Here is a 25,720-nt window from a genome sequence, read left to right on the forward strand (position 1 = left end):
AGCGGTACGGTGAAATTAGCAAAATGTGCAAAGTCTTTTGCGAATTTTGCAACAATATCACCACTACCAGCTCACCTTCGCCTCAAATCCACCTTGTTCCGCATTCCCAAACACAACATTCATGCCATGCAATTTGGCAATTCGTTGGACAATCGACAGCCCAAGCCCACTGCCGGTGGCGGTTTGTCCCGGTGGACGATAGAAACGTTCGCCGATTCGCGCCAGCGCCTCTGGCGTCACACCGGGACCGTTATCCCTCACGATGAAATTATTGGCATTCAGCGTGACGTCCACCACGCTGCCTTGTGGGCTGTAGCGCACGGCGTTATCCAGCAGATTTCGTACCAGCAAACTTAGCAATAGCGGTTGTCCGGTGCGTTTGATGCCCTGTGCGTTGAGCGTCAGCCGCACGTCAATTTTCGCCTGCTGCGCCGTGTGGTAAATATCCATCACCGCCGATTGCAGGAGATCTTCAAGTGGGATCTCCGCGACGTCCTGAAGGTTATCCAGCGAGTCGAGCCGCGATAGTGTGAGCAGTTGATCAACAAGGCGGGTGGCGCGATCGATCCCGGAATGTAACTGTATCAGTGCTTTTTTCCGTGCCTGCGGATCGTCGTCGGAAAGCTGTGCGACTTCGGTTTGTACTTTCAGCGCCGTTAACGGGCTACGCAGTTCGTGAGCGGCATCGGAGGTAAAGCGTCGTTCACGAACCATCATCGCATGTGTACGGTCGAAAAGTTGATTCAGAGACTCAACCAGCGGACGCACTTCGTTGGGTACACCGTCAGCGTTGAGCGGTTTTTCCGAGTCAGGATCGCGCATACGTAGCGCCAGCGCCAGTTTGTTTAGTGGCGAGAGTTCACGGCCCAGTAGTACCATCATGATGATCAACATGATAGGCAGCGCGATAAGCCAGGGAATGAGCTGTCCAGTGACAATCGCCAGTGCCATGTCTTCACGGTATTCCCACTCCTGGCCAACAACGATGCGATATTTACCATCATGTGACGTCATCCAGACAAAACGCCAGGGATCGTCTTCACCTACCAGTTGCCCATTAGCAAAACCTTCCCGTTGATAGCTGTAGGGAATATCTTCTCCATTATCGCCATCGTTAAGAACCATGTTGCCGTCGTGAGTAAAGACTGCAAAGGTCAGCGCATCATCATCTACGTGACCGTGTTTTAATTTATTCGGTGTTTGCGCCATACGATCTGCCGCATTGATTTCGTTAAGATCGAGCGTACTTAACCGTTTGGCAAACAGCATCAACTGGGTATCGAATAACTCATCGACATTATCCATTGTTTGTTTCCAGGCGACAAAGCTGGAGACAAGCCAGGTCACCGAGGCCAGAATCAAAAAGATCAGCGTCAGTCTGACTCGCAGACTAAGGCGTTGGGTAAATTTCATTTCTCACCTAATGTGTAGCCAATACCGTGAACGGTGCGAATAAAGTCGCTGCCGAGCTTACGTCGCAGATGATGCACATGCACTTCGATGGCATTGCTGGTGACCTCTTCGTCCCAGGTGTACAGTTTTTCTTCAATCAATTTGCGCGGCAGTACCCGACCAGCGTTACGCATCAGTAATTCCAGCAGGGCAAATTCTTTTGGCTTCAGCGTTAAGGGTTCGCCAGCCTGAGTGGCAATACGTTTGCCGGGGTCGAGCATTACGTTACCGTGATGTAACTCATTGCTGGCTTGCCCGTTGCTTCGACGCATCAGTGCTTCCAGCCTGGCAGCGACTTCTATTAAGGCAAAAGGTTTACACAGATAATCGTCGGCGCCCAGACGCAAACCTTCTACGCGTTCCGCCAGGGCGTCGCGCGCGGTCAGGATCAGTACCGGTTCACGCTGACCTTTATCCCGCCATTCGCGCAAAATATCGCGACCATCCATTCCTGGTAAGGTTAGATCAAGGATTACTGCGTCATAAGGTGCGCTATAAAGCGCCTCTTTTCCCTGACGACCTTCCGTAAACCAGTCAACACTAAAGCCCATCTTACTAAGACCTGTTTTGATGCCGTCGCCAATCAGCATGTCATCTTCTATCAGTAAAATTCGCATCTTTTCATCCCTGCGATAGCTGTATTCGTTGCCAGTAAACCGTGTTGTAACGTGCTCTGTACAGTACTAAATTTTCTTTTTTTTTCTTAAGAAGTTGTTAAGGAGTATCTTGTTTAATGCTCGAAAACAGACATTAAAGGGAGTAACAAACATGAAAAAATTAGCAGCAGTAATTGCAGTAATGGCTCTGTGTAGCGCACCAGTTATGGCAGCAGAGCAGGGTGGTTTTTCTGGCCCATCGGCAACACAAAGTCAGACCGGAGGATTCCAGGGGCCGAACGGCAGTGTAACTAACGTAGAAAACGCAAAATCCCTGCGTGATGATACCTGGGTAACCCTGCGCGGCAATATCGTTGAACGCATCTCTGACGATCTCTACGTGTTCAAAGATGCCAGCGGTACTATCAATGTCGATATCGACCACAAACGCTGGAACGGTGTGACGGTGACTCCGAAAGATACGGTTGAGATTCAGGGGGAGGTTGATAAAGACTGGAACTCTGTTGAGATCGACGTTAAACAGATTCGTAAAGTGAATCCGTAATTGTTACCGCTCCCGGGACGCGTTCCCGGGAATAATTTCGCAGGGAGGCAAAATGACAAACCTGACACTGGACGTGAACATCATCAATTTCCCTTCAACCCGCGTGGCTTTGTTGCCGCATCGCTGTAGCCCTGAGTTGCTCAACTATAGCGTGGCGAAATTTATCATGTGGCGCAAAGAGACGGGGCTTTCTCCTGTTAACCAAAGCCAGACATTTGGCGTCGCCTGGGATGATCCTACAAGCACCGCGCCGGAAGCGTTTCGCTTTGATATCTGCGGCAGCGTTAGCGAAGCGATTCCGGAGAATCGTTATGGCGTGAGTAATAGTGAGCTTGGTGGAGGACGTTATGCCGTGGCTCGTCACGTTGGCGAACTGGACGATATTTCGCGCACGGTATGGGGCATCATTCGTCAGTGGCTGCCTGAAAGCGGCGAGAAAATACGTAAAGCGCCGATACTGTTTCACTACACTAATCTGGCTGAAGGGATGTCAGAGCAGCGGCTGGAAACGGATGTCTATGTGCCGTTGGCGTGATGGGGGAATCTTTACCGGAGTGTGAGCCAAATCACTCGCGATAAGTTTGAGCTAACAATGTCACAGGCGTATTGTTGTCGGGCTTATAATTTCTTCGGTAAGGAATACCATGTATACGCGAAATTTATTATGGCTGGTCAGCCTGGTAAGTGCGGCTCCTCTCTATGCTGCTGACATTCCCGCCAACACACCGCTCGCCCCACAGCAAGTCTTTCGTTACAACAATCATAGCGACCCCGGTACGCTCGACCCGCAAAAGGTTGAGGAGAATACTGCTGCGCAGATTGTGCTGGATCTGTTTGAAGGTCTGGTATGGATAGACAGTGAAGGCAAAGTGCAATCCGCTCAGGCCGAATCATGGGAGGTGGCAGATAGCGGCAAACGCTATGTTTTCCATTTACGTCACGGCTTACAGTGGTCTGATGGTCAGCCCTTAACGGCACAGGATTTTGTCCTCGGCTGGCAGCGCGCGGTTGACCCCAAAACGGCAAGCCCTTTTGCCGGCTATCTGGCGCAGGCGCATATTAAAAATGCAGCGGCTATTGTGACAGGCAAAGCGGATGTTGCATCGCTGGGTGTGAAGGCTACCGATGACCGCACTCTTGAAGTCACGCTTGAGCAGCCCGTTCCCTGGTTCACGACCATGCTCGCCTGGCCGACGCTGTTTCCGGTTCCGCATCATGTGATTGCGAAATATGGCGATAGCTGGAGTAAGCCAGAACATATGGTTTACAACGGTGCTTTTGTTCTTGATAAATGGGTAGTTAACGAAAAGATTACAGCCCGAAAAAATCCGGAATACCGCGATGCCGAGCATACTGTCTTACAGCAGGTTGAGTATCTGGCGCTGGATAATTCGGTCACCGGTTATAACCGCTATCGCGCGGGAGAGGTTGATCTCACCTGGGTTCCGGCGCAGCAAATTCCTGTAATCGAAAAATCACTGCCTGGCGAGCTGCGGATAATCCCTCGCCTGAACAGCGAATATTACAACTTCAACACCCGGAAACCGCCGTTTGATGATGTCCGTGTGCGGCGGGCATTGTATCTTACGGTTGACAGGCCGCTAATCGCGCAAAAGATACTTGGGCTACGAACGCCAGCAACAACATTGACGCCGACAGAGGTAGAAGGGTTTCGTGCGCCAACGTTTGAGGAACTGCAAAAGCCAATGGGTGAACGCGTTGCGATGGCAAAAGTCTTGCTGAAACAGGCGGGATACGACGCCTCTCATCCGCTACGCTTTGAACTGTTCTACAACAAGTACGATCTGCATGAAAAAACGGCGATAGCCTTGTCTTCCGAATGGAAAAAATGGCTTGGCGCACAGGTGACGCTGCGCACGATGGAGTGGAAAACGTATCTCGATGCCCGGCGTAGTGGTGATTTCATGTTGTCGCGGCAGTCGTGGGATGCGACATATAATGATGCATCCAGCTTCCTGAACACGCTTAAAAGCGATATTGAAGAGAACGTCGGTCACTGGAAAAACGCAAAGTATGACGCGTTACTAAACCAGGCCGCTCAGACCACTGACGCGACAAAGCGTAATGCGTTGTATCAGCAGGCAGAAGAGATCATCAACCAGCAGGCACCGCTCATCCCCATCTACTATCAACCGCTAATCAAACTGCTTAAACCCTACGTTGGCGGTTTTCTGCTGCATAATCCCCAGGATTATGTCTACAGCAAAGAGTTGTATATCAAGGTACATTGATGCCTTTATCGCCGTCGGAGCACGTCCGGCGGCACTATTCACACTGATCTCCTGTGACTCGACGCGACAGATAATGTAGTATCTCCGGCAATATTGCCCCTTTGAAGGCTGGCGAATAAGTTGAGGAATCAGAATTAATGAGCGATATGGCAGAGCGCCTTGCGCTACATGAATTTACGGAAAACGCCTACTTAAACTACTCCATGTACGTCATCATGGATCGTGCGTTGCCGTTTATTGGTGATGGTCTGAAACCTGTTCAGCGCCGCATTGTGTATGCGATGTCAGAACTGGGTCTGAATGCTACCGCCAAATTTAAAAAATCGGCCCGTACTGTGGGTGACGTACTGGGTAAATACCATCCGCACGGTGACAGCGCCTGCTATGAAGCGATGGTACTAATGGCTCAGCCGTTTTCTTACCGTTATCCGCTGGTTGATGGGCAGGGAAACTGGGGGGCACCGGACGATCCGAAATCTTTCGCGGCAATGCGTTATACCGAATCCCGCCTGTCGAAATATTCTGAGCTGTTACTGAGTGAGCTGGGGCAAGGGACGGCGGACTGGGTGCCAAACTTCGACGGCACGTTGCAGGAGCCGAAAATGCTGCCTGCCCGCCTGCCGAATATTTTGCTTAACGGCACCACCGGTATTGCTGTCGGGATGGCGACGGACATTCCGCCACATAACCTGCGTGAAGTCGCACAGGCGGCAATCGCGTTAATCGACCAGCCGAAAACCACGCTCGACCAGTTGCTGGATATCGTGCAGGGCCCAGACTACCCGACTGAAGCGGAAATCATCACCTCCCGCGCCGAAATCCGTAAAATTTACGAGAACGGTCGTGGTTCTGTGCGTATGCGCGCGGTGTGGAAGAAAGAAGATGGCGCGGTAGTGATCAGCGCCTTACCGCATCAGGTTTCTGGCGCTCGCGTACTGGAGCAAATTGCTGCGCAAATGCGCAACAAAAAGCTGCCGATGGTTGACGATCTGCGCGATGAATCTGACCACGAGAATCCGACCCGTCTGGTGATTGTGCCGCGTTCTAATCGTGTGGATATGGATCAGGTGATGAATCATCTGTTTGCCACGACCGATCTGGAAAAGAGCTATCGTATTAACCTCAATATGATTGGTCTGGATGGGCGTCCGGCGGTGAAAAACCTGCTGGAAATCCTCTCCGAATGGCTGGTGTTCCGTCGCGATACCGTGCGCCGCCGTCTCAATTATCGTCTGGAGAAAGTCCTCAAGCGCCTGCATATTCTTGAAGGTTTGCTGGTGGCGTTTCTCAATATCGACGAAGTGATTGAGATCATTCGTAATGAAGATGAACCGAAACCGGCACTGATGTCGCGTTTTGGCATTACGGAAACCCAGGCGGAAGCGATCCTCGAACTGAAACTGCGTCATCTCGCCAAACTGGAAGAGATGAAGATTCGCGGTGAGCAGAACGAACTGGAAAAAGAGCGTGACCAGTTGCAGAGCATTCTGGCTTCCGAGCGCAAGATGAATAACCTGCTGAAGAAAGAGCTACAGGCCGACGCACAGGCCTACGGCGACGATCGCCGTTCGCCGTTGCAGGAACGCGAAGAAGCGAAAGCGATGAGCGAGCACGACATGCTGCCGTCTGAACCCGTTACCATTGTGCTGTCACAGATGGGCTGGGTACGCAGCGCCAAAGGCCATGACATAGACGCACCAGGCCTGAACTATAAAGCGGGCGATAGCTTCAAAGCGGCGGTGAAAGGCAAGAGCAACCAACCGGTGGTATTTGTTGATTCTACCGGCCGTAGCTACGCCATCGACCCGATTACGCTGCCGTCGGCGCGTGGTCAGGGCGAACCACTCACTGGTAAACTGACGTTACCGCCAGGTGCCACAGTTGATCACATGCTTATGGAAAGCGACGATAAGAAACTGTTGATGGCTTCCGATGCTGGCTACGGATTCGTCTGCACCTTTAACGATCTTGTTGCCCGTAACCGTGCTGGTAAAGCGTTGATTACCTTACCTGAAAATGCGCATGTTATGCCGCCAGTAGTGATTGAAGATGCTTCTGATATGCTACTGGCTATCACCCTGGCAGGACGCATGTTGATGTTCCCGGTAAGCGAGCTTCCGCAACTGTCGAAGGGTAAAGGCAACAAGATCATCAACATCCCGTCGGCAGAAGCCGCGCGAGGCGAGGATGGTCTGGCACACCTGTATGTACTGCCGCCGCAGAGCACTCTGACTATTCATGTCGGGAAACGCAAAATTAAACTGCGCCCGGAAGAGTTGCTGAAAGTGACTGGTGAGCGTGGTCGCCGTGGCACCTTGATGCGCGGTTTACAGCGTATCGACCGTGTCGAGATTGACTCCCCTCACCGCGCCAGCAGCGGCGATAGCGGAGAGTAATATGCCGGAGGGGGGCTTTCTCCCGTTTGCAAGGAATGCCGGATGAAACGTTAAGTCGTCATCCGGCAGCGTATTCAACCCCCGGAAACGATAAAAATTCCCTTGAAACCGTTGTTTATTCATGCGTTGCGATTAACAATACGCTTTTCCAGAGAGCGGCTTTTAACAATGCCCTAACCTGATTTCAGGTGACGTACAATGCCAGTCTCTCAGATCTTCAGAGGGTGTTATGCTATATATCTTTCGTCTTATTATTACCGTTATTTACAGCATCTTAGTCTGTGTTTTCGGCTCCATTTACTGCCTTTTCAGCCCGCGAAATCCAAAGCATGTAGCCACCTTCGGGCATATGTTTGGGCGCCTTGCGCCGCTATATGGGCTGAAAGTTGAGTGCCGCAAACCTGCTGATGCTGAAAGCTATGGTAATGCTATCTATATTGCTAACCACCAGAACAACTATGACATGGTGACAGCATCGAACATCGTGCAGCCACCGACGGTCACAGTGGGTAAAAAGAGTTTGCTGTGGATCCCCTTCTTTGGGCAGTTGTACTGGTTAACCGGCAACTTATTGATCGACAGAAACAACCGTACTAAGGCGCATGGCACCATCGCGGAAGTTGTGAACCACTTCAAAAAGCGCCGTATTTCCATCTGGATGTTCCCGGAAGGAACGCGTAGCCGTGGTCGCGGCCTGCTGCCGTTTAAAACAGGGGCATTCCATGCGGCAATTGCGGCAGGCGTCCCGATTATTCCCGTGTGTGTTTCCACGACTTCGAATAAGATTAATCTTAATCGACTGAATAATGGTTTAGTGATCGTAGAAATGCTGCCGCCGATTGACATCAGTCAATATGGTAAAGATCAGGTTCGCGAGCTGGCTGCTCATTGTCGTTCGATAATGGAACAAAAAATCGCCGAGCTCGATAAAGAAGTCGCAGAGCGCGAAGCCGCCGGAAAAGTTTAAGTCGGCAATCTGTTTTTTGCGGGGATGTTTTCCTGCACGGTATTACTTTAGCCAGTTTTACATGGAGCAAATATGTCACTCAGTCGGCGTCAGTTCATTCAGGCATCGGGGATTGCACTGTGTGCAGGTGCTGTCCCCCTGAAGGCAAGCGCAGCCGGTCAACAGCAACCACTGCCCGTTCCGCCGCTGCTTGAATCTCGCCGTGGGCAACCGTTATTTATGACAGTACAGCGCGCGCACTGGTCATTTACGCCAGGAACGCGCGCGTCGGTTTGGGGTATCAATGGTCGCTACCTTGGGCCGACTATCCGCGTCTGGAAGGGCGACGATGTTAAGCTGATTTACAGCAACCGACTGACAGAAAACGTCTCAATGACAGTGGCTGGATTACAAGTGCCAGGTCCACTGATGGGCGGCCCGGCACGCATGATGTCGCCAAACGCTGACTGGGCGCCTGTGCTGCCAATTCGCCAGAATGCTGCGACTTTGTGGTATCACGCCAATACCCCCAACCGCACGGCGCAGCAGGTCTATAACGGCCTTGCCGGGATGTGGCTGGTGGAAGATGAAGTCAGCAAGTCGCTGCCCATTCCTAACCATTATGGTGTGGATGATTTTCCGGTCATTATCCAGGATAAACGGCTGGATAACTTTGGTACGCCAGAATACAACGAACCGGGAAGCGGCGGCTTTGTTGGCGATACGCTGCTGGTCAACGGTGTACAAAGCCCGTACGTTGAAGTTTCGCGCGGTTGGGTGCGCCTGCGTCTGCTGAACGCATCGAACTCCCGTCGCTATCAACTACAGATGAGCGATGGTCGTCCGTTGCACGTGATTTCTGGCGATCAGGGATTCCTGCCTGCTCCTGTTTCGGTGAAGCAGCTTTCGCTGGCACCGGGCGAACGCCGTGAAATACTGGTGGATATGAGCAACGGTGATGAAGTGTCGATCACCTGTGGCGAAGCGGCGAGCATTGTTGATCGTATTCGCGGTTTCTTTGAGCCGTCCAGCATTCTGGTTTCTACGCTGGTGCTAACGCTGCGCCCGACCGGCCTTCTGCCGCTGGTGACTGACAGCCTGCCGATGCGCCTGCTGCCGACTGAAATAATGGCTGGTTCGCCGATTCGCAGCCGTGATATAAGCCTGGGCGATGATCCCGGCATCAACGGGCAGCTATGGGACGTTAACCGCATTGACGTTGCTGCCCAGCAGGGAACGTGGGAACGCTGGACGGTACGCGCGGATGAACCGCAATCATTCCATATTGAAGGTGTGATGTTCCAGATCCGTAACGTGAATGGCGCGATGCCATTCCCGGAAGACAGAGGCTGGAAAGATACCGTCTGGGTTGATGGACAAGTGGAACTGCTTGTTTATTACGGTCAGCCTTCCTGGGCGCATTTCCCGTTTTACTTTGGTAGCCAGACACTGGAAATGGCGGATCGCGGCTCTATTGGGCAGTTGCTGGTCAATCCAGTACCGTAATCTTCATACTCGCCCTGGGAGGGCGAGTATGGAATACCTTTCGATTTCTCTTTCGTTCCGGCTTATAATCCCCGGCCTTTGATTATTTTTTTATCATTTCTGGAAGCAAAATGAGCTCTATCTCCCTGATCCAACCGGATCGCGACCTGTTCTCCTGGCCGCAGTACTGGGCCGCCTGTTTTGGACCGGCACCGTTTTTGCCGATGTCTCGTGAAGAGATGGATCAACTTGGCTGGGATAGCTGCGACATCATTTTGGTTACTGGCGACGCGTATGTCGATCACCCAAGCTTTGGGATGGCGATTTGCGGTCGTATGCTGGAAGCGCAGGGCTTTCGTGTCGGGATCATCGCCCAACCGGACTGGAGCAGCAAAGACGACTTTATGCGTCTGGGTAAACCGAATCTGTTTTTCGGCGTGACCGCAGGCAATATGGACTCGATGATCAACCGCTATACCGCCGATCGCCGTTTACGTCATGACGATGCCTACACGCCGGATAACGTCGCGGGTAAGCGACCGGATCGCGCCACACTGGTTTATACCCAGCGTTGTAAAGAGGCGTGGAAAGATGTGCCGGTGATCCTCGGTGGTATTGAAGCCAGCCTGCGCCGTACCGCACATTATGATTACTGGTCCGATACCGTGCGCCGTTCCGTGTTGGTGGATTCCAAAGCAGACATGCTGATGTTCGGTAACGGTGAGCGTCCGTTGGTGGAGGTGGCACACCGTCTGGCGATGGGCGAGCCGATTAGCGAAATCCGCGATGTACGTAATACCGCGATTATCGTGAAAGAGGCGCTGCCTGGCTGGAGCGGCGTGGATTCTACTCGCCTTGATACACCGGGGAAAATCGACCCGATTCCGCATCCGTATGGCGAAGATTTGCCGTGTGCGGATAACAAACCGGTGGCTCCGAAAAAACAAGAAGCCAAAGCCGTAACCGTGCAGCCGCCGCGTCCGAAGCCGTGGGAAAAAACCTACGTGTTGCTCCCTTCTTTCGAGAAAGTGAAGGGCGATAAAGTGCTGTACGCTCATGCTTCGCGTATTTTGCACCACGAAACCAACCCAGGCTGCGCTCGCGCATTGATGCAAAAACATGGCGACCGCTATGTGTGGATCAACCCGCCTGCTATTCCGCTTTCTACCGAAGAGATGGACAGCGTCTTTGCGCTGCCGTACAAGCGCGTGCCGCATCCGGCTTACGGTAATGCCCGTATTCCTGCTTACGAAATGATCCGTTTCTCAGTCAATATTATGCGTGGCTGCTTTGGCGGCTGTTCTTTCTGTTCTATTACCGAGCATGAAGGGCGCATTATTCAGAGCCGTTCGGAAGATTCGATCATCAATGAGATTGAAGCGATCCGCGACACCGTTCCTGGCTTTACGGGCGTGATTTCCGATCTCGGCGGGCCAACTGCCAACATGTATATGTTGCGCTGCAAATCGCCACGCGCCGAGCAAACCTGCCGTCGTTTATCGTGCGTTTACCCGGATATTTGTCCGCACATGGACACTAACCACGAACCGACGATCAATCTCTATCGCCGCGCGCGCGATCTGAAAGGCATTAAAAAGATCCTGATTGCCTCCGGCGTGCGTTATGACATCGCCGTGGAAGATCCGCGCTATATCAAAGAGCTGGCAACCCATCACGTTGGTGGTTATCTGAAGATAGCCCCGGAACATACCGAAGAAGGGCCGTTGTCGAAGATGATGAAGCCGGGCATGGGCAGCTATGACCGCTTTAAAGAGCTGTTCGACACCTACTCGAAACAGGCAGGTAAAGAGCAGTATCTGATCCCATATTTCATCTCCGCGCACCCCGGTACACGCGATGAAGATATGGTGAATCTGGCGCTGTGGCTGAAGAAACATCGCTTCCGTCTCGACCAGGTACAGAACTTCTATCCGTCGCCGTTGGCTAACTCAACCACCATGTATTACACCGGCAAAAATCCGCTGGCGAAGATTGGTTATAAGAGCGAAGACGTTTTCGTGCCGAAGGGTGACAAACAGCGTCGTCTGCATAAAGCGTTGTTGCGTTACCACGATCCGGCAAACTGGCCGTTAATCCGCCAGGCGCTGGAAGCGATGGGTAAAAAGCATCTGATTGGCAGCCGTCGCGATTGCTTAGTGCCTGCGCCAACCATTGAAGAGATGCGCGAAGCTCGCCGTCAGAACCGTAATACCCGTCCGGCGTTGACCAAACATACGCCGATGGCGACCCAGCGCCAGACGCCTGCCGGAGCAAAGAAAGCGCCGTCTGCGCAACCTCGCCCGATGAATGCCGGTGCGAAGAAACGTCCTAAAGCGGCGACTGGACGTTAAAAAAACATCCCCGGTAACTGAATGCTACCGGGGATATTTTTATCACTCCGTATACATACGCAAGCAGCGCAGGCAATCAAAATAGTCCTGCGCATCAAGGCGTGTATTGGCTCTGTTAGCTTCGGATTTGGCGGCGTAAATTTGCGGGCGTAATGCTTTTATATCCTGCTCTAGCCGGGCGATTTTGGCATTTAATGTTTGTACATTACCTGCCAGTTGATTGACCTTTTGCTCATTGACGCAACCACTTAATAAGCCGGTTACCAGAACAACAGCTCCCACGGTGAAAATCGTTTTCATATCGTGCTCCCTTTTATTTATTGTTCCGACTAATTTTTATTTTATTCAGTTCATTGCGTTAATCTGGCGGCGGTTTTCGTTTCAATCTGTTTAAGCAAGCTACCGCTGCCTGGACGGATAAAATCGGCAATTTCCCACTTTCCTTCGCGCCGATGTAAAACTAAATCCTGCTCTTCACTGTTACCATTGTTCAGCGCAATACGAACATGAATACGGGCGGAATCGGCGGTTTTTTCCTGGACACGAATTTCATCAACACGAGCAAATAGCGACTCTTCACCAAAACAAATCGGGTTGTCGTAAATAAATTGCCGTTCTATTTGCATCTCTTGATCGAAATTGCCGTTTTTATTGAAGGTGGTTTTATAAAACTCATTGACTGCCTGGCGATAGGTGTCGGAAACAACCCATGTCCAGGGCCAACTATAATCGGCAATATGTTTAAACAGTTCAGCGACAAAGGCTTCAGGCTCTTCTTTTTGTAATGAAGCCAGTGTTGCCAGGATTTTTTCATTCTCGCTATTAACTGCCTGCCAGACGCTACCATGGTTGCTGATGACATCATCAATGACCCAACGACCATTTTCTGCCACCATTTTCAGCGTTTGCGTGGTCTTTTCTTTATCGTCGTCAAAGGTACGGAAACGCACAACGGCATCTGCATGATCGGTATCCGTTTGAGTAACCACTACGCTTTCTAACACCAGATCGCCAAAATCCTGACAATCACAAATCGGATCATAATCCAGCCAGCCAATATTGCCCGGCAGCGTGAGATTATCATTCAGGGTAAGTGCCTTTTGTATGCGTGCAGACGTTATCGCCTGCTCTCCTGTCTCACCAAAATAAGGCGCGCTGGCATCAGATTTATAGTTTTGATAAATCTGGCGAACTGTCTGTTCTACAGTCAGCGAGGATGATTGGGCTTGAGTAGTGAAGCTTGCAAAAAACGCCAAAAACAGAAGTATTATTTTCATCTGTTTTTGACCTCACCGTCGTGTTTATCCATATTGTAGATGCTTTGTTGATTAAAGAGCCCCCAGCTCTGCATGATGATGTCCTTAAATTTGGCATTTCTGAGCAGGGGAGAGTAACAACGGGCGGGAGGTGAGGGGAATAAATGATTTCTGAAAAGTCCGGTAGCGGAACATTACCGCTACCGGGAGAATTTGCCCGTTAGCCGCCGAACTGGTCGGGATCGGGACCGAGACGTTTACCCTGATCGAGTTTTGCGATTTCACCAAGTTCGTCTTTGTCGAGACGGAAATCCCAGACATCAAAGTTTTCGGCAATGCGTGAAGGCGTGACCGATTTCGGGATCACCACCAGACCGTTATCCAGATGCCAGCGGATAACAATTTGTGCCGGTGTTTTGCCGTATTTATCCGCCAGGTCGCGAATGACTTTCTGATCGAAAACGCCTTTCCCACCTTGCGCTAATGGACTCCAGGATTCGGTCTGGATTTTGTGCGTGGCATTCCAGGCATGAAGCTGGCGTTGCTGCATCAGCGGGTGAAGTTCGATTTGATTAATAACAGGCGTCACGCCAGTTTCGTCGATCAGACGTTGCAGGTGGTGGATCTGGAAGTTACAGACGCCAATGCTTTTGATTAATCCCTCTTTTTGCAGCTCGATCATTCCTTTCCACGCCTCGACATAGTGATCGATAGCGGGAACGGGCCAGTGCATTAAGTAAAGGTCTATATAATCAAGCTGGAGTTTTTTCAGGCTGTCGAGCAGTGCTTCGCGGGGGTGTTTGTGGTCGTCGTTCCACAGCTTGGTTGTAATGAACAACTCTTCTCTGGTAAGTGCGGCATTTTTCAGCGCCTTGCCGACACCTTCTTCGTTTTTATAGGCAGCAGCGGTATCAATTGAGCGATAACCCACTTCCAGAGCTTTTTGAATAGCGGTGATAACTTCCTCATTACTTGCTTGCCAGACGCCCAGTCCCAGCTGGGGCATGACATTGCCATCCTGTAGCTTAATAACGGTTGGATTAGCCATACGTTCCTCCTTTTATATGAACTCACCGGAGCCTGCTCCGGTGAGTTGGTGTGAACTTAAGTCTGGACGAAATACCCAAAAACGAAAGTTTGAGGAGGAAAAAGCTTAACGAGCGGCTTCGTAAATGCGGCGGCTGACATCCAGCGTAATGTCATGATTTTCGCCCAGTTGGGTCATGCCGTGTTCTTCCAGTTTCTTCAGCAATGCCGGGATGGAGCTGCCGTCCAGACCGTAGTCGGACAGGCGGGTCGGCACGCCCAATTGCTCGAAGAAGTTGCGGGTAGCGGCAATTGCGGCGTCAATACGCTCATCGTCGGAACCTTCAGTGATGTTCCAGACGCGTTCAGCATATTGCAGCAGTTTCGCGCGCTTGGTGTCGCGTTTTTCATTCCACAGAGCAGGCAGGACAATAGCCAGCGTTTGCGCGTGATCCAGACCGTGCATCGCAGTCAGTTCGTGTCCCAGCATATGTGTTGCCCAGTCCTGCGGTACGCCGGCGCCGATCAAACCGTTCAACGCCTGAGTCGCTGCCCACATGACGTTGGCGCGCACATCGTAGTTTTCTGGCTCTTTCAGGGCTTTCGGACCATCTTCGAGAAGCGTCAGCAAAATGCCTTCTGCGAAGCGATCCTGAATTTTTGCATCAACCGGTTTGGTAACATACTGTTCCACGGTGTGTACAAAGGCATCCACTACGCCATTAGCCACCTGGCGCGGCGGCAGGGTGTAGGTATAAACCGGATCGAGCACGGCAAATACGGGTTGAACGTGGGCAGAATGGAACGCCTGCTTGTCGCCGGTGGTTTTACGGGAGATAACCGCACCTGCGTTGGATTCTGAACCGGTCGCTGGCAGCGTCAGCACACAGCCCATCGGGATGGCGCTTTTAATCTCTTTACCGCCCGTTTGCAGAATGTGCCACGGATCGATGTTCTCAGGATAATTTGCCGCTGCGGCGATAAATTTGGTGCCGTCCAGTACGGAACCGCCGCCAACCGCCAGCAGGAAAGTCACTTTCTGTTCGCGAACCAGTTTCACGGCGTTCATCAGCGTTTCATAAGCCGGGTTTGGTTCAATACCGCCAAACTCCAGCACGTCCATACCTTTCAGCGCATCCAGAACTTGATCCAGAACGCCTGTTTTTTTCACGCTGCCGCCGCCGTAGGTAATCAATACGCGAGCATCGTGAGGAATTTGTTCGCGTAAACCAGCGATAGCGCCTTTACCAAACAGAATACGGGTTGGGGTGTGCAGATTAAAGTTGTTCATTACGTGCTCCCTTTGCTGGGCCAATATGAGGGCAGAGATCGGTCTGCCTGATGTTTTTCATTGTGGTCGCCAGCGTCGCTGCTCTCAATGCTCATTTCTGCCAATGTCTTGCCTATTTCTCCAGAGCACTGGAGAAATAGTACAAAATTGCGCACAATCAAATTGACGCATTATTCTTAAGAAATTACGCGATATGAAACGTGAAGAGATTTGCCGCCTGCTGACGGACAAAATTAATAATCTGAAAAATAAAGAAAATAGTTTGTCTGAATTGCTGCCCGATGTGCGCTTATTGTATGGCGAGAACCCCGGCGCACGTACGCCGGTGATGTATGAGCCTGGCATCATAATTCTCTTTTCCGGGCATAAAATCGGCTATATCAATGAGCGCGTGTTTCGTTATGATGCCAATGAATATCTGCTGCTGACGGTGCCGTTACCGTTTGAGTGCGAAACCTATGCCACGCCGGAAGTGCCATTAGCGGGTTTACGTCTCAATGTTGATATTTTGCAGTTACAGGAACTGTTGATGGACATTGGTGAGGATGAGCATTTCCAGCCGTCGATGGCTGCCAGTGGTATAAACTCCGCTACGTTGTCAGAAGAGATTTTATGCGCGGCGGAGCGGTTACTGGATGTGATGGAGCGACCGCTGGATGCGCGCATTCTCGGTAAACAGATCATTCGCGAAATTCTTTACTACGTGCTGACCGGACCTTGCGGCGGTGCGTTACTGGCGCTGGTCAGTCGGCAGACTCATTTCAGCCTGATTAGCCGCGTGTTGAAACGGATTGAGAATAAATACACTGAAAACCTGAGCGTCGAGCAACTGGCGGCAGAAGCCAACATGAGCGTTTCGGCGTTCCACCATAATTTTAAGTCTGTCACCAGCACCTCGCCGTTGCAGTATTTGAAGAACTACCGACTGCATAAGGCACGGATGATGATAATCCATGATGGCATGAAGGCCAGCGCGGCGGCGATGCGCGTCGGCTACGAAAGTGCGTCGCAATTTAGCCGTGAGTTTAAACGCTACTTCGGTGTGACGCCGGGGGAAGATGCGGCAAGAATGCGGGCGATGCAAGGGAGTTAAATGTGTTCCCGGACAAGTCGCCGGGAACGGAGAAAAACGTCAGGCGTTACCGTATTTCTTTTTAATCACCACAAACAGCGTGCCTAACAGGCCTGCGGTTAACAGGGCAATCGGCAGGATCATCAGGAACGTCATCACCTGATCTTCATGGCGCTTAACGAACGGGATCATGCTTAAGGCATAACCAAAACTGGTCACCACGCTGACCCATAGCAATCCACTTAACCAGTTGAAAAACTGGAAGCGGCGGTTTGGCAACCCGGAAATTCCCGCCATGGTTGGTAGCAGCGTGCGGACAAATGCAAGAAAACGTCCAGCCAGCAAAGCCAGCAAACCGTGGCGGTCAAACATACAGGTGGCGCGCTGATGATATTTGGCCGGAAGCTGTGCCAGCCAGCCTTTCACCGTTTTGGTATTACCTAGCCAACGCCCCTGAATATAGCTTAGCCAGCAGCCCAGGCTGGCTGCGGCAGTCAGAATCACGATTGTTGGCAGAAAATCCATCACCCCCTGGGCAATCAGTGCGCCAGCCAGTATCAACAAGCTGTCGCCTGGCAAAAATGAAGCGGGCAGCAGACCGTTTTCTAAAAACAGCGTGGCAAACATGACAAAGTAAACAACGCTAACAATATGAGGATCCGCCAGCGCGGCAAAGTCGTGTTGCCAGAGCGCAGCGATAATGTCTTGAATAACAGCCATGGACTTTCCTGTGGAACAGCGTTTAAGCCTTTATTTGCCTATTGTACTCCTGAATTGTCCGGGACGCCTTGATCCCGGACGCAACAATTTAAGACTATTCACAATTAAATGTCTGCAAAATTGTCCAAATTTGGCAATGTTACACAATTCGGGTAAATCCCGCGTTCAGATCGGCAATCAGATCGTCGACGTTTTCCAGACCAATATGCAGGCGAATCAATGTGCCGCTGAAATCAATCTTTCCTTGTGGGCGGATGGCGGCGATATGTTCCGGCTGATTCGCGAGGATCAACGATTCATAACCGCCCCACGAGTAGGCCATGCTAAATAAACTGAAGTTATCCAGATAGTTCGCCAGTTCTTCATCGTTGAGTTTTTTCTTAAGCACAAAGGAAAATAGCCCGCTGCTGCCTGTAAAGTCTCGTTTCCAGAATTCGTGACCTTTACTTTCCGGCAGAGCAGGGTGGTTAACTCGCGCTACTTGCGGATGTTCTGCCAGCCATTCAGCCACTTTCAGACTGCTTTCATGATGTTGACGCAAACGCACACCTAATGTGCGCAGGCCACGGCTGGTCATATAAGCGGTATCGGCATCGACCATTTGTCCCATCAGATAAGCGTTCTCCCGTAGTTGCTCCCAGCAACGGGCATTGCATACTGCGGTGCCGATCATGGCATCCGAGTGACCTATCAGATACTTGGTTCCCGCCTGAATCGAAATATCAATACCAAAATCAAGAGCTTGAAAAAGCACCCCGGCAGCCCATGTGTTATCGATCATAATGATGGCGTCTGGCACGACACTGCGCACGGCAGCAACAATCGCCGGAACGTCGTGGACTTCCATAGTGATGGAGCCTGGCGATTCCAGAAAGACGATTTTAGTGTTTGGCTGCAGATGTTTAACGATATCCGCGCCAATCAGCGGATCAAACCACGATGTCGTTACGCCCAGTTTGCTGAGGATTTTGCTACAGAAATCCTGACTCGGTTCATAGGCGGTATTGGTCATCAATACATGATCGCCCTGTTCGACAAAAGCAAGAATGGAATTGGCAACGGCGGCCGCACCGCAAGGAAACAGTGCACAGCCGGCGCCACCTTCCAGTTCGCACATTGCTTCTTGTAACGAGAAGTGGGTTAACGTTCCGCGCCGTCCATAGAACAATTCGCCGTTGGCGCGATTACGCGTCGCATGTTTTTTCGCTTCAACGCTATCAAAAACCAGCGAAGAGGCGCGCTGAATCACGCTATTCACCGCGCCGAGAGTGTATTTTTTGCTGCGTCCTGCATTCACCAGTTGAGTATCAAGCTTTTTGTCCGCCATGTCGGGATTCCTGTTTTTATACGTCTGGATGTCTAAACTAGCATGAATAACAGCGAGCGCATCCTGAAGAATTGGCATAAAGAAGAAAATTTTCGCAAATGGCGTTCTGGTGGCTTTTTTACTGCGTAAACGCAAAGAAAAGAAAGCAAAGGTACGGCAGTATGCAAATAGTAATGAGAACGACTATCAATTCGACGTCGTTTTGATATTATTATGCGCAGATTTTGTGACTTGCGTCCTGGAGATACACAGTGGGTAATAATTTAATGCAGACGGACCTTTCCGTCTGGGGTATGTATCAGCACGCCGATATTGTCGTTAAGTGCGTGATGATTGGGCTTATTTTGGCCTCCGTTGTCACTTGGGCAATCTTCTTCAGTAAGAGCGTAGAGTTCTTCAATCAGAAGCGCCGTCTTAAGCGCGAGCAGCAACTGCTGGCTGAAGCGCGTTCCCTAAACCAGGCCAACGATATCGCCGCTGATTTTGGTAGCAAAAGCTTAAGCCTGCATTTGCTCAATGAAGCGCAGAACGAGCTGGAACTGTCAGAAGGCAGCGACGATAACGAAGGTATTAAAGAGCGTACCAGCTTCCGCCTGGAGCGTCGGGTCGCCGCTGTGGGGCGTCAAATGGGACGCGGTAACGGCTATCTGGCAACCATTGGCGCGATTTCGCCGTTTGTGGGGCTGTTTGGTACGGTCTGGGGCATCATGAACAGTTTTATCGGTATTGCGCAAACGCAGACCACCAACCTGGCGGTGGTTGCGCCGGGTATCGCAGAAGCATTGTTGGCAACAGCAATCGGTCTGGTGGCAGCGATTCCGGCGGTCGTTATCTATAACGTATTCGCGCGCCAGATTGGCGGCTTTAAAGCGATGCTGGGTGATGTTGCAGCGCAGGTATTGTTGCTGCAAAGTCGTGACCTGGATCTGGAAGCCAGCGCCGCTGCGCATCCGGTTCGTGTCGCACAGAAATTACGTGCAGGGTAATGCGCTATGGCAATGCATCTTAACGAAAACCTCGACGATAACGGCGAAATGCATGATATCAACGTGACGCCGTTTATCGACGTGATGTTGGTTTTGCTGATTATCTTTATGGTGGCGGCACCGTTAGCGACGGTAGATGTGAAGGTGAACTTGCCTGCTTCTACCAGCACGCCGCAGCCGCGCCCGGAAAAACCGGTTTATCTGTCGGTGAAGGCGGACAACTCGATGTTTATCGGTAACGATCCGGTCACCGATGAAACGATGGTTACGGCGCTGAATGCGTTAACCGAAGGTAAGAAAGATACCACCATCTTCTTCCGTGCGGATAAAACCGTTGATTACGAGACGTTGATGAAGGTCATGGATACGCTGCATCAGGCGGGTTACCTGAAGATAGGTCTGGTCGGCGAAGAAACTGCCAAAGCGAAGTAAAGCAGAATTGCCTGATGCGCTACGCTTATCAGGCCTACAAATCTATCGCAACGTGTTGAATTTGCATGACATGTAGGCCGGATAAGGCGTTCACGCCGCACCCGGCAAGCGTTAAAAGTACGATGATGCCCGGTTGCTTTTCACAACCGGGCATTTTTTTAGCCTAAATGCTCGCCGCCGCACACGCCATGCACTTCTGCGGTGACGTAGCTCGACTCCTGACTTGCCAGGTAAACATATACAGGGGCCAGTTCCGCCGGTTGCCCCGCACGCTTCATTGGTGTTTGCTGGCCGAACTGCGGGATCTTATCCTGCGTCTGTCCGCCGGAAATTTGCAGTGCTGTCCAGATCGGGCCTGGCGCAACAATATTCACCCGAATACCTTTCTCCGCGACCTGTTTTGCCAGGCCACGGCTGTAGTTCAGAATCGCCGCCTTCGTAGCCGCATAGTCCAGTAAATGCGGGCTTGGCTGGTATGCCTGGATTGACGAAGTGGTGATGATACTGGCACCTTTTGGCAGCAGGGGGATCGCTTCCTGGGTTAGCCAGAACAGCGCGAAAACGTTAATGGCAAAGGTCTTTTGAAACTGTTCGCTGGTGAGGTCTGCAATATCAGGAATGGCAACCTGTTTCCCGGCGACCAGCGCCATAATATCCAGCCCGCCTAACGCCTTGTGCGCTTCGTGAACCAGCGAACGGGCGAATTTCTCATCGCTTAAATCGCCTGGCAGCAGAACGGCTTTGCGTCCGCATTCTTCAATGATCTTTTTCACATCCTGAGCGTCTTCTTCTTCCGCCGGAAGATAACTGATCGCCACGTCAGCGCCTTCACGCGCGTAAGCGATGGCGGCAGCACGACCGATACCAGAATCGCCCCCTGTCACCAGTGCTTTACGATCTTTCAGGCGACCGCTACCAACATAAGTTTTCTCGCCACAATCCGGCACCGGCGTCATCTTCGCCTGGATGCCTGGCGTCGGTTGTTTCTGTTTGGGATATTCACCAGTGTAATACTGCGTGGTCGGGTCTTTTAAATGAGACATCGCTTTTCTCCCTTCAGGTTCAACGTCCTTTAAGGGTAGACGCTCTCGATGCGTTAATCAGGGAACCAGGAAGATCCCTAAACCTCAGAATTATGCGACAAAGGTTTAACGTATATGTTGATTTGCTGTTGCGCGCTGTTTACTCAATTGCGATATACTGTTGCCCGTTTTAACTACACGACAGGAATGTATGGAACGTTTTCTTGAAAATGCAATGTATGCTTCTCGCTGGCTGCTTGCCCCCGTGTACTTTGGCCTTTCGCTGGCGTTAGTTGCCCTGGCGCTGAAGTTCTTCCAGGAGATTATTCACGTACTACCGAATATCTTCTCGATGGCGGAATCTGATTTGATCCTCGTGTTGCTGTCGCTGGTGGATATGACGCTGGTTGGCGGTTTGCTGGTGATGGTGATGTTTTCCGGTTATGAGAATTTCGTCTCGCAGCTTGATATCTCCGAGAACAAAGAGAAGCTGAACTGGCTGGGGAAAATGGACGCAACGTCGCTGAAAAACAAAGTAGCAGCGTCGATTGTGGCAATCTCTTCCATTCACTTACTGCGCGTCTTTATGGATGCGAAAAACGTGCCTGATAACAAACTGATGTGGTACGTCATTATCCATCTGACGTTTGTGCTCTCTGCGTTTGTGATGGGCTATCTTGACCGACTGACTCGCCATAATCACTGATCTGATTCGGGCGCGGTTCTCGCGCCCGTTATTAACATGTTATTTATCGGACGACGCCTGCCACAGATTCAGCTCGCCATCGGCGATATGCTGGTCAATCTGCACTAACTCCTCGGTGCTAAACGTCAGATTATTCAGCGCCTGCACGTTCTCCTCCAGTTGCTCCGCACGGCTGGCACCAATCAATACCGACGTCACTCGCTCATCTTTCAGCAACCAGCTTAACGCCATTTGCGCCATTGATTGTCCACGCTGCTGTGCCATTTCATTCAATAAGCGCAGGCTGTTGAGGTTGGCTTCGGTGAGCATTTTCGGCGTCAGACCACGAACTTTATGACCTTCGCGATGCATCCGTGAATCCTCCGGAATACCGTTGAGATATTTTCCGCTCAGCAATCCCTGAGCCAGAGGAGTAAAGGCAATGCAGCCCACGCCGTTATTTTGCAGGGTATCCAGCAGGCCGCTTTTATCTACCCAGCGGTTCAGTAAATTGTACGAAGGTTGATGAATTAACAGCGGAATTTTCCACTCGCGCAGTAACTCGACCATTTTTTGCGTCCGCTCTGGCGAGTAAGAGGAGATCCCGACATAAAGCGCCTTACCGCTTTGCACAGCATGAGCCAGCGCAGAGGCGGTTTCTTCCATCGGCGTATTTTCATCGACGCGATGAGAGTAAAAAATATCGACATATTCCAGACCCATACGCTTCAGGCTTTGGTCGAGGCTGGCGAGCAGGTATTTACGTGAACCGCCAGAGCCGTAAGGGCCGGGCCACATATCGTAGCCAGCCTTGGTTGAGATAATCAGTTCATCGCGATAAGCGGCAAAATCCTCCCGCAGCAGGCGACCAAAGTTCTCTTCTGCGCTTCCTGGAGGCGGCCCGTAATTGTTGGCTAAATCAAAGTGCGTAATGCCTAAATCAAACGCTTTACGCAGGATCGCACGCTGTGATTCCAGCGCGTTAACGTGACCGAAATTGTGCCATAAACCGAGCGATAACGCGGGCAGGCGTAAACCGCTTTTTCCGCAATAGCGGTATTGCATCTGCCCGTAACGTTCGGGATTTGCTAACCAGACCATGACCTCTCCTTTCAACCGTTCAATTTCGAAACAATGTTTCTAGTTTAGCGATTCGCCAGCGTGTATCCCGTAGTGTGGCTCACAGAGTGACGAAAAACTGGGCAAAAACACGTGCTTATGCTTTGCTTAAAAAAACACCAGTTGAGGAGTGCAACGATGCCGCGTTTAACCGCCAAAGATTTCCCACAAGAGTTGCTGGATTACTACGACTATTACGCTCATGGGAAAATCTCGAAACGTGAGTTCCTCAACCTTGCGGCGAAGTATGCGGTGGGCGGGATGACGGCATTAGCGTTGTTTGATTTGCTCAAGCCAAATTATGCGCTGGCGACTCAGGTAGAGTTTACCGACCCGGAAATTGTTGCTGAGTACATCACGTATCCTTCGCCAAATGGTCACGGCGAGGTACGGGGTTATCTGGTGAAGCCCGCGAAGATGAGCGGCAAAACGCCAGCCGTGGTGGTGGTGCATGAGAATCGTGGACTGAATCCGTATATCGAAGATGTGGCACGGCGAGTGGCGAAGGCAGGGTACATCGCCCTGGCGCCAGACGGTTTAAGCTCCGTGGGTGGATATCCGGGGAACGATGATAAAGGTCGTGAGCTGCAACAGCAGGTCGATCCGACTAAGTTGATGAATGATTTCTTTGCCGCAATTGAGTTTATGCAACGCTATCAGCAAGCCACGGGCAAAGTGGGTATTACTGGATTTTGCTATGGCGGTGGTGTCTCAAACGCGGCTGCGGTGGCATATCCGGAACTGGCCTGCGCGGTGCCGTTTTATGGTCGCCAGGCACCCACCGCTGATGTGGCGAAAATCGAGGCACCTTTACTGCTTCACTACGCTGAACTGGACACCCGAATCAACGAAGGCTGGCCTGCTTATGAGGCGGCGTTGAAAGCGAATAATAAGGTCTATGAGGCGTATATTTATCCGGGGGTTAATCACGGATTCCATAATGATTCCACGCCCCGTTATGACAAATCTGCCGCCGATCTTGCCTGGCAAAGGACGCTGAAATGGTTCGACAAATATCTCTCCTGATGGGTTTATCTCTTTCTGGATAACATTCTTAACATGCTGAAAAAAATAGCGTGCGCAAAAGTCGTTCTTTGCCTAAAATATCGCTATATAAGTTCATATATAACGTTTAAGGGCAAAACGATGAATAACCATTTTGGTAAAGGCTTAATGGCGGGATTAAAAGCAACACATGCCGACAGTGCGGTTAATGTGACTAAATTCTGTGCTGATTATAAGCGTGGATTTGTATTAGGCTACTCGCACCGGATGTATAAAAAGACCGGTGACCGCCAGCTCAGTGCCTGGGAAGCGGGTATTCTGACGCGCCGTTATGGACTGGATAAAGAGATGGTAATGGATTTCTTTCGTGAGAATAATTCCTGTTCTACATTACGATTTTTTATGGCTGGTTATCGCCTCGAAAATTGATCAAACATACGTATTATCTTGCTTTAATTAATTACACTAATGCTTCTTCCCTTCGTTTTAGCGCCCCGCCGCAGTATCATGACAATGATAACCATAATAAATGTGTGGTAAATGGCGCATCGATCGCATTATTGATTTTGCGGTTGAGGCAAAATATATGCCAGGTCTTCGCAACGGAATAACTATAAATGACTGGAGATAACACCCTCATCCATTCTCACGGCATTAATCGTCGTGATTTCATGAAGCTTTGTGCAGCATTAGCCGCCACCATGGGGCTGAGTAGCAAAGCCGCCGCAGAGATGGCCGAATCGGTCACTAACCCGCAGCGCCCGCCGGTTATCTGGATTGGCGCGCAGGAATGCACCGGTTGTACGGAATCTCTGCTTCGTGCAACGCATCCAACGGTAGAAAACCTCGTGCTGGAGACCATCTCTCTGGAGTATCACGAAGTCCTTTCCGCCGCATTCGGCCATCAGGTTGAAGAGAACAAACATAACGCGCTTGAGAAGTATAAAGGGCAGTATGTGTTGGTTGTGGATGGTTCCATCCCATTAAAAGATAATGGTATTTACTGCATGGTTGCCGGTGAGCCGATTGTGGATCACATCCGCAAAGCGGCGGAAGGCGCAGCAGCCATTATTGCTATCGGTTCTTGCTCCGCGTGGGGCGGTGTCGCCGCAGCTGGGGTTAACCCCACCGGCGCGGTCAGCCTGCAAGAAGTTCTGCCGGGCAAAACCGTTATCAACATTCCAGGCTGTCCGCCGAACCCGCACAACTTCCTTGCGACCGTTGCGCACATCATCACTTACGGCAAACCGCCGAAACTGGATGACAAAAATCGTCCGACCTTCGCCTATGGCCGTCTGATTCACGAACACTGCGAACGTCGCCCGCACTTCGATGCTGGTCGTTTTGCCAAAGAGTTCGGTGATGAAGGCCACCGCGAAGGCTGGTGCCTGTACCACCTTGGCTGTAAAGGCCCTGAAACTTACGGCAACTGCTCAACGCTGCAATTCTGCGACGTTGGCGGCGTGTGGCCGGTGGCGATTGGTCACCCGTGCTATGGCTGTAACGAAGAAGGTATCGGCTTCCATAAAGGCATCCATCAGCTTGCCAACGTCGAAAATCAGACGCCACGCTCACAAAAACCGGACGTGAATGCTAAAGAAGGCGGCAACGTCTCTGCGGGCGCTATCGGTTTGCTTGGCGGCGTGGTTGGGCTGGTTGCCGGTGTCAGCGTGATGGCGGTGCGTGAACTGGGTCGTCAGCAAAAGAAAGATAACGCTGACTCACGGGGAGAATAA

The 25,720-nt window shown here is 51.3% G+C and carries 24 protein-coding genes; 14 read left to right on the forward strand and 10 right to left on the reverse strand.

The features are described from left to right. Positions 1 to 63: 63 nt before the first annotated feature. Together qseC and qseB are read right to left on the reverse strand one after the other, a co-directional pair. Positions 64 to 1,413, reverse strand: coding sequence for a quorum sensing histidine kinase QseC (qseC, locus tag A7Z06_RS02200; protein ID WP_000673412.1), 1,350 nt, complete (start codon positions 1,411 to 1,413; stop codon positions 64 to 66). Continuing rightward, entirely contained in the window at positions 1,410 to 2,069 is a 660-nt protein-coding gene (qseB, locus tag A7Z06_RS02205; RefSeq protein ID WP_001221481.1) for a quorum sensing response regulator transcription factor QseB, read from the reverse strand. The genes qseC and qseB overlap by 4 nt, the downstream gene beginning before the upstream one ends. Before the next feature lie 151 nt (positions 2,070 to 2,220). Here qseB and ygiW point away from each other — a divergent pair, with 151 nt between their 5' ends. The 7 genes from ygiW (at position 2,221) to A7Z06_RS02240 (ending at position 12,043) form a co-directional block, all read left to right on the forward strand. Continuing rightward, positions 2,221 to 2,613 (forward strand): OB fold stress tolerance protein YgiW, encoded by a 393-nt coding sequence (gene ygiW, locus A7Z06_RS02210; RefSeq protein WP_010347824.1) that lies wholly within the window; start codon positions 2,221 to 2,223, stop codon positions 2,611 to 2,613. Positions 2,614 to 2,665: 52 nt separating this feature from the next. Further along, positions 2,666 to 3,148: an AraC family transcriptional regulator gene (locus A7Z06_RS02215; protein WP_000183516.1), complete on the forward strand. Its 483-nt coding sequence runs from the start codon at positions 2,666 to 2,668 to the stop codon at positions 3,146 to 3,148. 109 nt (positions 3,149 to 3,257) lie between these two features. Next, positions 3,258 to 4,865 carry an ABC transporter substrate-binding protein gene (locus tag A7Z06_RS02220; protein ID WP_000288649.1) on the forward strand — a complete coding sequence of 536 codons (1,608 nt, stop codon included), beginning with the start codon at positions 3,258 to 3,260 and terminating at the stop codon, positions 4,863 to 4,865. A gap of 137 nt (positions 4,866 to 5,002) precedes the next feature. Beyond that, positions 5,003 to 7,261, forward strand: coding sequence for a DNA topoisomerase IV subunit A (gene parC, locus A7Z06_RS02225; protein ID WP_001281915.1), 2,259 nt, complete (start codon positions 5,003 to 5,005; stop codon positions 7,259 to 7,261). A 229-nt stretch (positions 7,262 to 7,490) separates the two neighbouring features. Next, positions 7,491 to 8,228, forward strand: coding sequence for a 1-acylglycerol-3-phosphate O-acyltransferase (gene plsC, locus A7Z06_RS02230; protein ID WP_000965724.1), 738 nt, complete (start codon positions 7,491 to 7,493; stop codon positions 8,226 to 8,228). A 72-nt stretch (positions 8,229 to 8,300) separates the two neighbouring features. After that, positions 8,301 to 9,713, forward strand: a complete 1,413-nt coding sequence (gene ftsP, locus A7Z06_RS02235) for a cell division protein FtsP (RefSeq protein ID WP_000059392.1) — start codon at positions 8,301 to 8,303, stop codon at positions 9,711 to 9,713. Between the two features lie 110 nt (positions 9,714 to 9,823). Beyond that, the gene (locus tag A7Z06_RS02240) at positions 9,824 to 12,043 is read left to right on the forward strand and encodes a YgiQ family radical SAM protein (protein WP_000095183.1); all 2,220 of its coding nucleotides are present in this window, start codon (positions 9,824 to 9,826) and stop codon (positions 12,041 to 12,043) included. A 42-nt stretch (positions 12,044 to 12,085) separates the two neighbouring features. Here the strand turns inward: A7Z06_RS02240 and yqhH are convergent, their stop codons facing one another. The 4 genes from yqhH to yqhD all read right to left on the reverse strand — a co-directional run bounded on the left by yqhH (position 12,086) and on the right by yqhD (position 15,616). Continuing rightward, complete coding sequence (gene yqhH, locus A7Z06_RS02245) at positions 12,086 to 12,343, reverse strand: lipoprotein YqhH (RefSeq protein WP_000848539.1); 258 nt, start codon at positions 12,341 to 12,343, stop codon at positions 12,086 to 12,088. Positions 12,344 to 12,393: 50 nt separating this feature from the next. Continuing rightward, positions 12,394 to 13,320 (reverse strand): YbjP/YqhG family protein, encoded by a 927-nt coding sequence (locus tag A7Z06_RS02250; RefSeq protein WP_000691653.1) that lies wholly within the window; start codon positions 13,318 to 13,320, stop codon positions 12,394 to 12,396. Between the two features lie 199 nt (positions 13,321 to 13,519). Then, positions 13,520 to 14,347: a 2,5-didehydrogluconate reductase DkgA gene (gene dkgA / locus A7Z06_RS02255; RefSeq protein WP_000013138.1), complete on the reverse strand. Its 828-nt coding sequence runs from the start codon at positions 14,345 to 14,347 to the stop codon at positions 13,520 to 13,522. Between the two features lie 105 nt (positions 14,348 to 14,452). Beyond that, on the reverse strand, positions 14,453 to 15,616 hold the full coding sequence (gene yqhD, locus A7Z06_RS02260) for an alcohol dehydrogenase (RefSeq protein ID WP_001058817.1): 1,164 nt from the start codon (positions 15,614 to 15,616) through the stop codon (positions 14,453 to 14,455). Between the two features lie 193 nt (positions 15,617 to 15,809). Between yqhD and yqhC the strand changes: the two genes are divergently transcribed. Beyond that, positions 15,810 to 16,709, forward strand: a complete 900-nt coding sequence (yqhC, locus tag A7Z06_RS02265) for a DNA-binding transcriptional regulator YqhC (RefSeq protein WP_000817719.1) — start codon at positions 15,810 to 15,812, stop codon at positions 16,707 to 16,709. Positions 16,710 to 16,748: 39 nt separating this feature from the next. On the opposite strand, the gene yghB is transcribed toward yqhC, so the two are convergent. Both yghB and metC read right to left on the reverse strand, forming a co-directional pair. Continuing rightward, positions 16,749 to 17,408, reverse strand: coding sequence for a DedA family general envelope maintenance protein YghB (gene yghB / locus A7Z06_RS02270; protein WP_000268433.1), 660 nt, complete (start codon positions 17,406 to 17,408; stop codon positions 16,749 to 16,751). A gap of 139 nt (positions 17,409 to 17,547) precedes the next feature. Beyond that, a complete protein-coding gene (gene metC, locus A7Z06_RS02275; RefSeq protein WP_010347810.1) occupies positions 17,548 to 18,735 on the reverse strand; it encodes a cystathionine beta-lyase in 1,188 nt (395 codons plus the stop codon). A 251-nt stretch (positions 18,736 to 18,986) separates the two neighbouring features. Between metC and exbB the strand changes: the two genes are divergently transcribed. Both exbB and exbD read left to right on the forward strand, forming a co-directional pair. Beyond that, the gene (gene exbB / locus A7Z06_RS02285) at positions 18,987 to 19,721 is read left to right on the forward strand and encodes a tol-pal system-associated acyl-CoA thioesterase (protein ID WP_000527844.1); all 735 of its coding nucleotides are present in this window, start codon (positions 18,987 to 18,989) and stop codon (positions 19,719 to 19,721) included. Between the two features lie 6 nt (positions 19,722 to 19,727). Further along, the gene (gene exbD, locus A7Z06_RS02290; RefSeq protein ID WP_001240714.1) at positions 19,728 to 20,153 is read left to right on the forward strand and encodes a TonB system transport protein ExbD; all 426 of its coding nucleotides are present in this window, start codon (positions 19,728 to 19,730) and stop codon (positions 20,151 to 20,153) included. A 158-nt stretch (positions 20,154 to 20,311) separates the two neighbouring features. On the opposite strand, the gene yghA is transcribed toward exbD, so the two are convergent. Beyond that, positions 20,312 to 21,196: an NADP(+)-dependent aldehyde reductase gene (gene yghA / locus A7Z06_RS02295; RefSeq protein ID WP_000018749.1), complete on the reverse strand. Its 885-nt coding sequence runs from the start codon at positions 21,194 to 21,196 to the stop codon at positions 20,312 to 20,314. A gap of 190 nt (positions 21,197 to 21,386) precedes the next feature. Between yghA and A7Z06_RS02300 the strand changes: the two genes are divergently transcribed. Then, a complete protein-coding gene (locus tag A7Z06_RS02300; protein WP_000439331.1) occupies positions 21,387 to 21,881 on the forward strand; it encodes a TIGR00645 family protein in 495 nt (164 codons plus the stop codon). A gap of 39 nt (positions 21,882 to 21,920) precedes the next feature. On the opposite strand, the gene gpr is transcribed toward A7Z06_RS02300, so the two are convergent. After that, complete coding sequence (gpr, locus tag A7Z06_RS02305; RefSeq protein WP_000262166.1) at positions 21,921 to 22,961, reverse strand: L-glyceraldehyde 3-phosphate reductase; 1,041 nt, start codon at positions 22,959 to 22,961, stop codon at positions 21,921 to 21,923. Between the two features lie 156 nt (positions 22,962 to 23,117). Between gpr and yghX the strand changes: the two genes are divergently transcribed. The 3 genes from yghX to hybO all read left to right on the forward strand — a co-directional run bounded on the left by yghX (position 23,118) and on the right by hybO (position 25,720). Then, complete coding sequence (yghX, locus tag A7Z06_RS02310) at positions 23,118 to 24,005, forward strand: YghX family hydrolase (RefSeq protein ID WP_010347804.1); 888 nt, start codon at positions 23,118 to 23,120, stop codon at positions 24,003 to 24,005. Between the two features lie 120 nt (positions 24,006 to 24,125). Beyond that, positions 24,126 to 24,413, forward strand: coding sequence for a DUF2623 family protein YghW (gene yghW, locus A7Z06_RS02315; RefSeq protein ID WP_001059138.1), 288 nt, complete (start codon positions 24,126 to 24,128; stop codon positions 24,411 to 24,413). 188 nt (positions 24,414 to 24,601) lie between these two features. Next, positions 24,602 to 25,720 carry a hydrogenase 2 small subunit gene (gene hybO / locus A7Z06_RS02325; protein WP_000145410.1) on the forward strand — a complete coding sequence of 373 codons (1,119 nt, stop codon included), beginning with the start codon at positions 24,602 to 24,604 and terminating at the stop codon, positions 25,718 to 25,720.

This window comes from Escherichia sp. MOD1-EC6819 (genome assembly GCF_002965765.1).
In the GTDB taxonomy this organism is placed as follows: Bacteria; Pseudomonadota; Gammaproteobacteria; order Enterobacterales; family Enterobacteriaceae; genus Escherichia; species Escherichia ruysiae.

What these genes read in the sequence shown, in the direction of transcription:
- qseC (WP_000673412.1), bottom strand. Translation starts at nt 1,413, where the DNA reads ATGAAATTTACCCAACGCCTTAGTCTGCGAGTCAGACTGACGCTGATC.
- qseB (WP_001221481.1), bottom strand. Translation starts at nt 2,069, where the DNA reads ATGCGAATTTTACTGATAGAAGATGACATGCTGATTGGCGACGGCATC.
- ygiW (WP_010347824.1), top strand. Translation starts at nt 2,221, where the DNA reads ATGAAAAAATTAGCAGCAGTAATTGCAGTAATGGCTCTGTGTAGCGCA.
- A7Z06_RS02215 (WP_000183516.1), top strand. Translation starts at nt 2,666, where the DNA reads ATGACAAACCTGACACTGGACGTGAACATCATCAATTTCCCTTCAACC.
- A7Z06_RS02220 (WP_000288649.1), top strand. Translation starts at nt 3,258, where the DNA reads ATGTATACGCGAAATTTATTATGGCTGGTCAGCCTGGTAAGTGCGGCT.
- parC (WP_001281915.1), top strand. Translation starts at nt 5,003, where the DNA reads ATGAGCGATATGGCAGAGCGCCTTGCGCTACATGAATTTACGGAAAAC.
- plsC (WP_000965724.1), top strand. Translation starts at nt 7,491, where the DNA reads ATGCTATATATCTTTCGTCTTATTATTACCGTTATTTACAGCATCTTA.
- ftsP (WP_000059392.1), top strand. Translation starts at nt 8,301, where the DNA reads ATGTCACTCAGTCGGCGTCAGTTCATTCAGGCATCGGGGATTGCACTG.
- A7Z06_RS02240 (WP_000095183.1), top strand. Translation starts at nt 9,824, where the DNA reads ATGAGCTCTATCTCCCTGATCCAACCGGATCGCGACCTGTTCTCCTGG.
- yqhH (WP_000848539.1), bottom strand. Translation starts at nt 12,343, where the DNA reads ATGAAAACGATTTTCACCGTGGGAGCTGTTGTTCTGGTAACCGGCTTA.
- A7Z06_RS02250 (WP_000691653.1), bottom strand. Translation starts at nt 13,320, where the DNA reads ATGAAAATAATACTTCTGTTTTTGGCGTTTTTTGCAAGCTTCACTACT.
- dkgA (WP_000013138.1), bottom strand. Translation starts at nt 14,347, where the DNA reads ATGGCTAATCCAACCGTTATTAAGCTACAGGATGGCAATGTCATGCCC.
- yqhD (WP_001058817.1), bottom strand. Translation starts at nt 15,616, where the DNA reads ATGAACAACTTTAATCTGCACACCCCAACCCGTATTCTGTTTGGTAAA.
- yqhC (WP_000817719.1), top strand. Translation starts at nt 15,810, where the DNA reads ATGAAACGTGAAGAGATTTGCCGCCTGCTGACGGACAAAATTAATAAT.
- yghB (WP_000268433.1), bottom strand. Translation starts at nt 17,408, where the DNA reads ATGGCTGTTATTCAAGACATTATCGCTGCGCTCTGGCAACACGACTTT.
- metC (WP_010347810.1), bottom strand. Translation starts at nt 18,735, where the DNA reads ATGGCGGACAAAAAGCTTGATACTCAACTGGTGAATGCAGGACGCAGC.
- exbD (WP_001240714.1), top strand. Translation starts at nt 19,728, where the DNA reads ATGGCAATGCATCTTAACGAAAACCTCGACGATAACGGCGAAATGCAT.
- yghA (WP_000018749.1), bottom strand. Translation starts at nt 21,196, where the DNA reads ATGTCTCATTTAAAAGACCCGACCACGCAGTATTACACTGGTGAATAT.
- A7Z06_RS02300 (WP_000439331.1), top strand. Translation starts at nt 21,387, where the DNA reads ATGGAACGTTTTCTTGAAAATGCAATGTATGCTTCTCGCTGGCTGCTT.
- gpr (WP_000262166.1), bottom strand. Translation starts at nt 22,961, where the DNA reads ATGGTCTGGTTAGCAAATCCCGAACGTTACGGGCAGATGCAATACCGC.
- yghX (WP_010347804.1), top strand. Translation starts at nt 23,118, where the DNA reads ATGCCGCGTTTAACCGCCAAAGATTTCCCACAAGAGTTGCTGGATTAC.
- yghW (WP_001059138.1), top strand. Translation starts at nt 24,126, where the DNA reads ATGAATAACCATTTTGGTAAAGGCTTAATGGCGGGATTAAAAGCAACA.
- hybO (WP_000145410.1), top strand. Translation starts at nt 24,602, where the DNA reads ATGACTGGAGATAACACCCTCATCCATTCTCACGGCATTAATCGTCGT.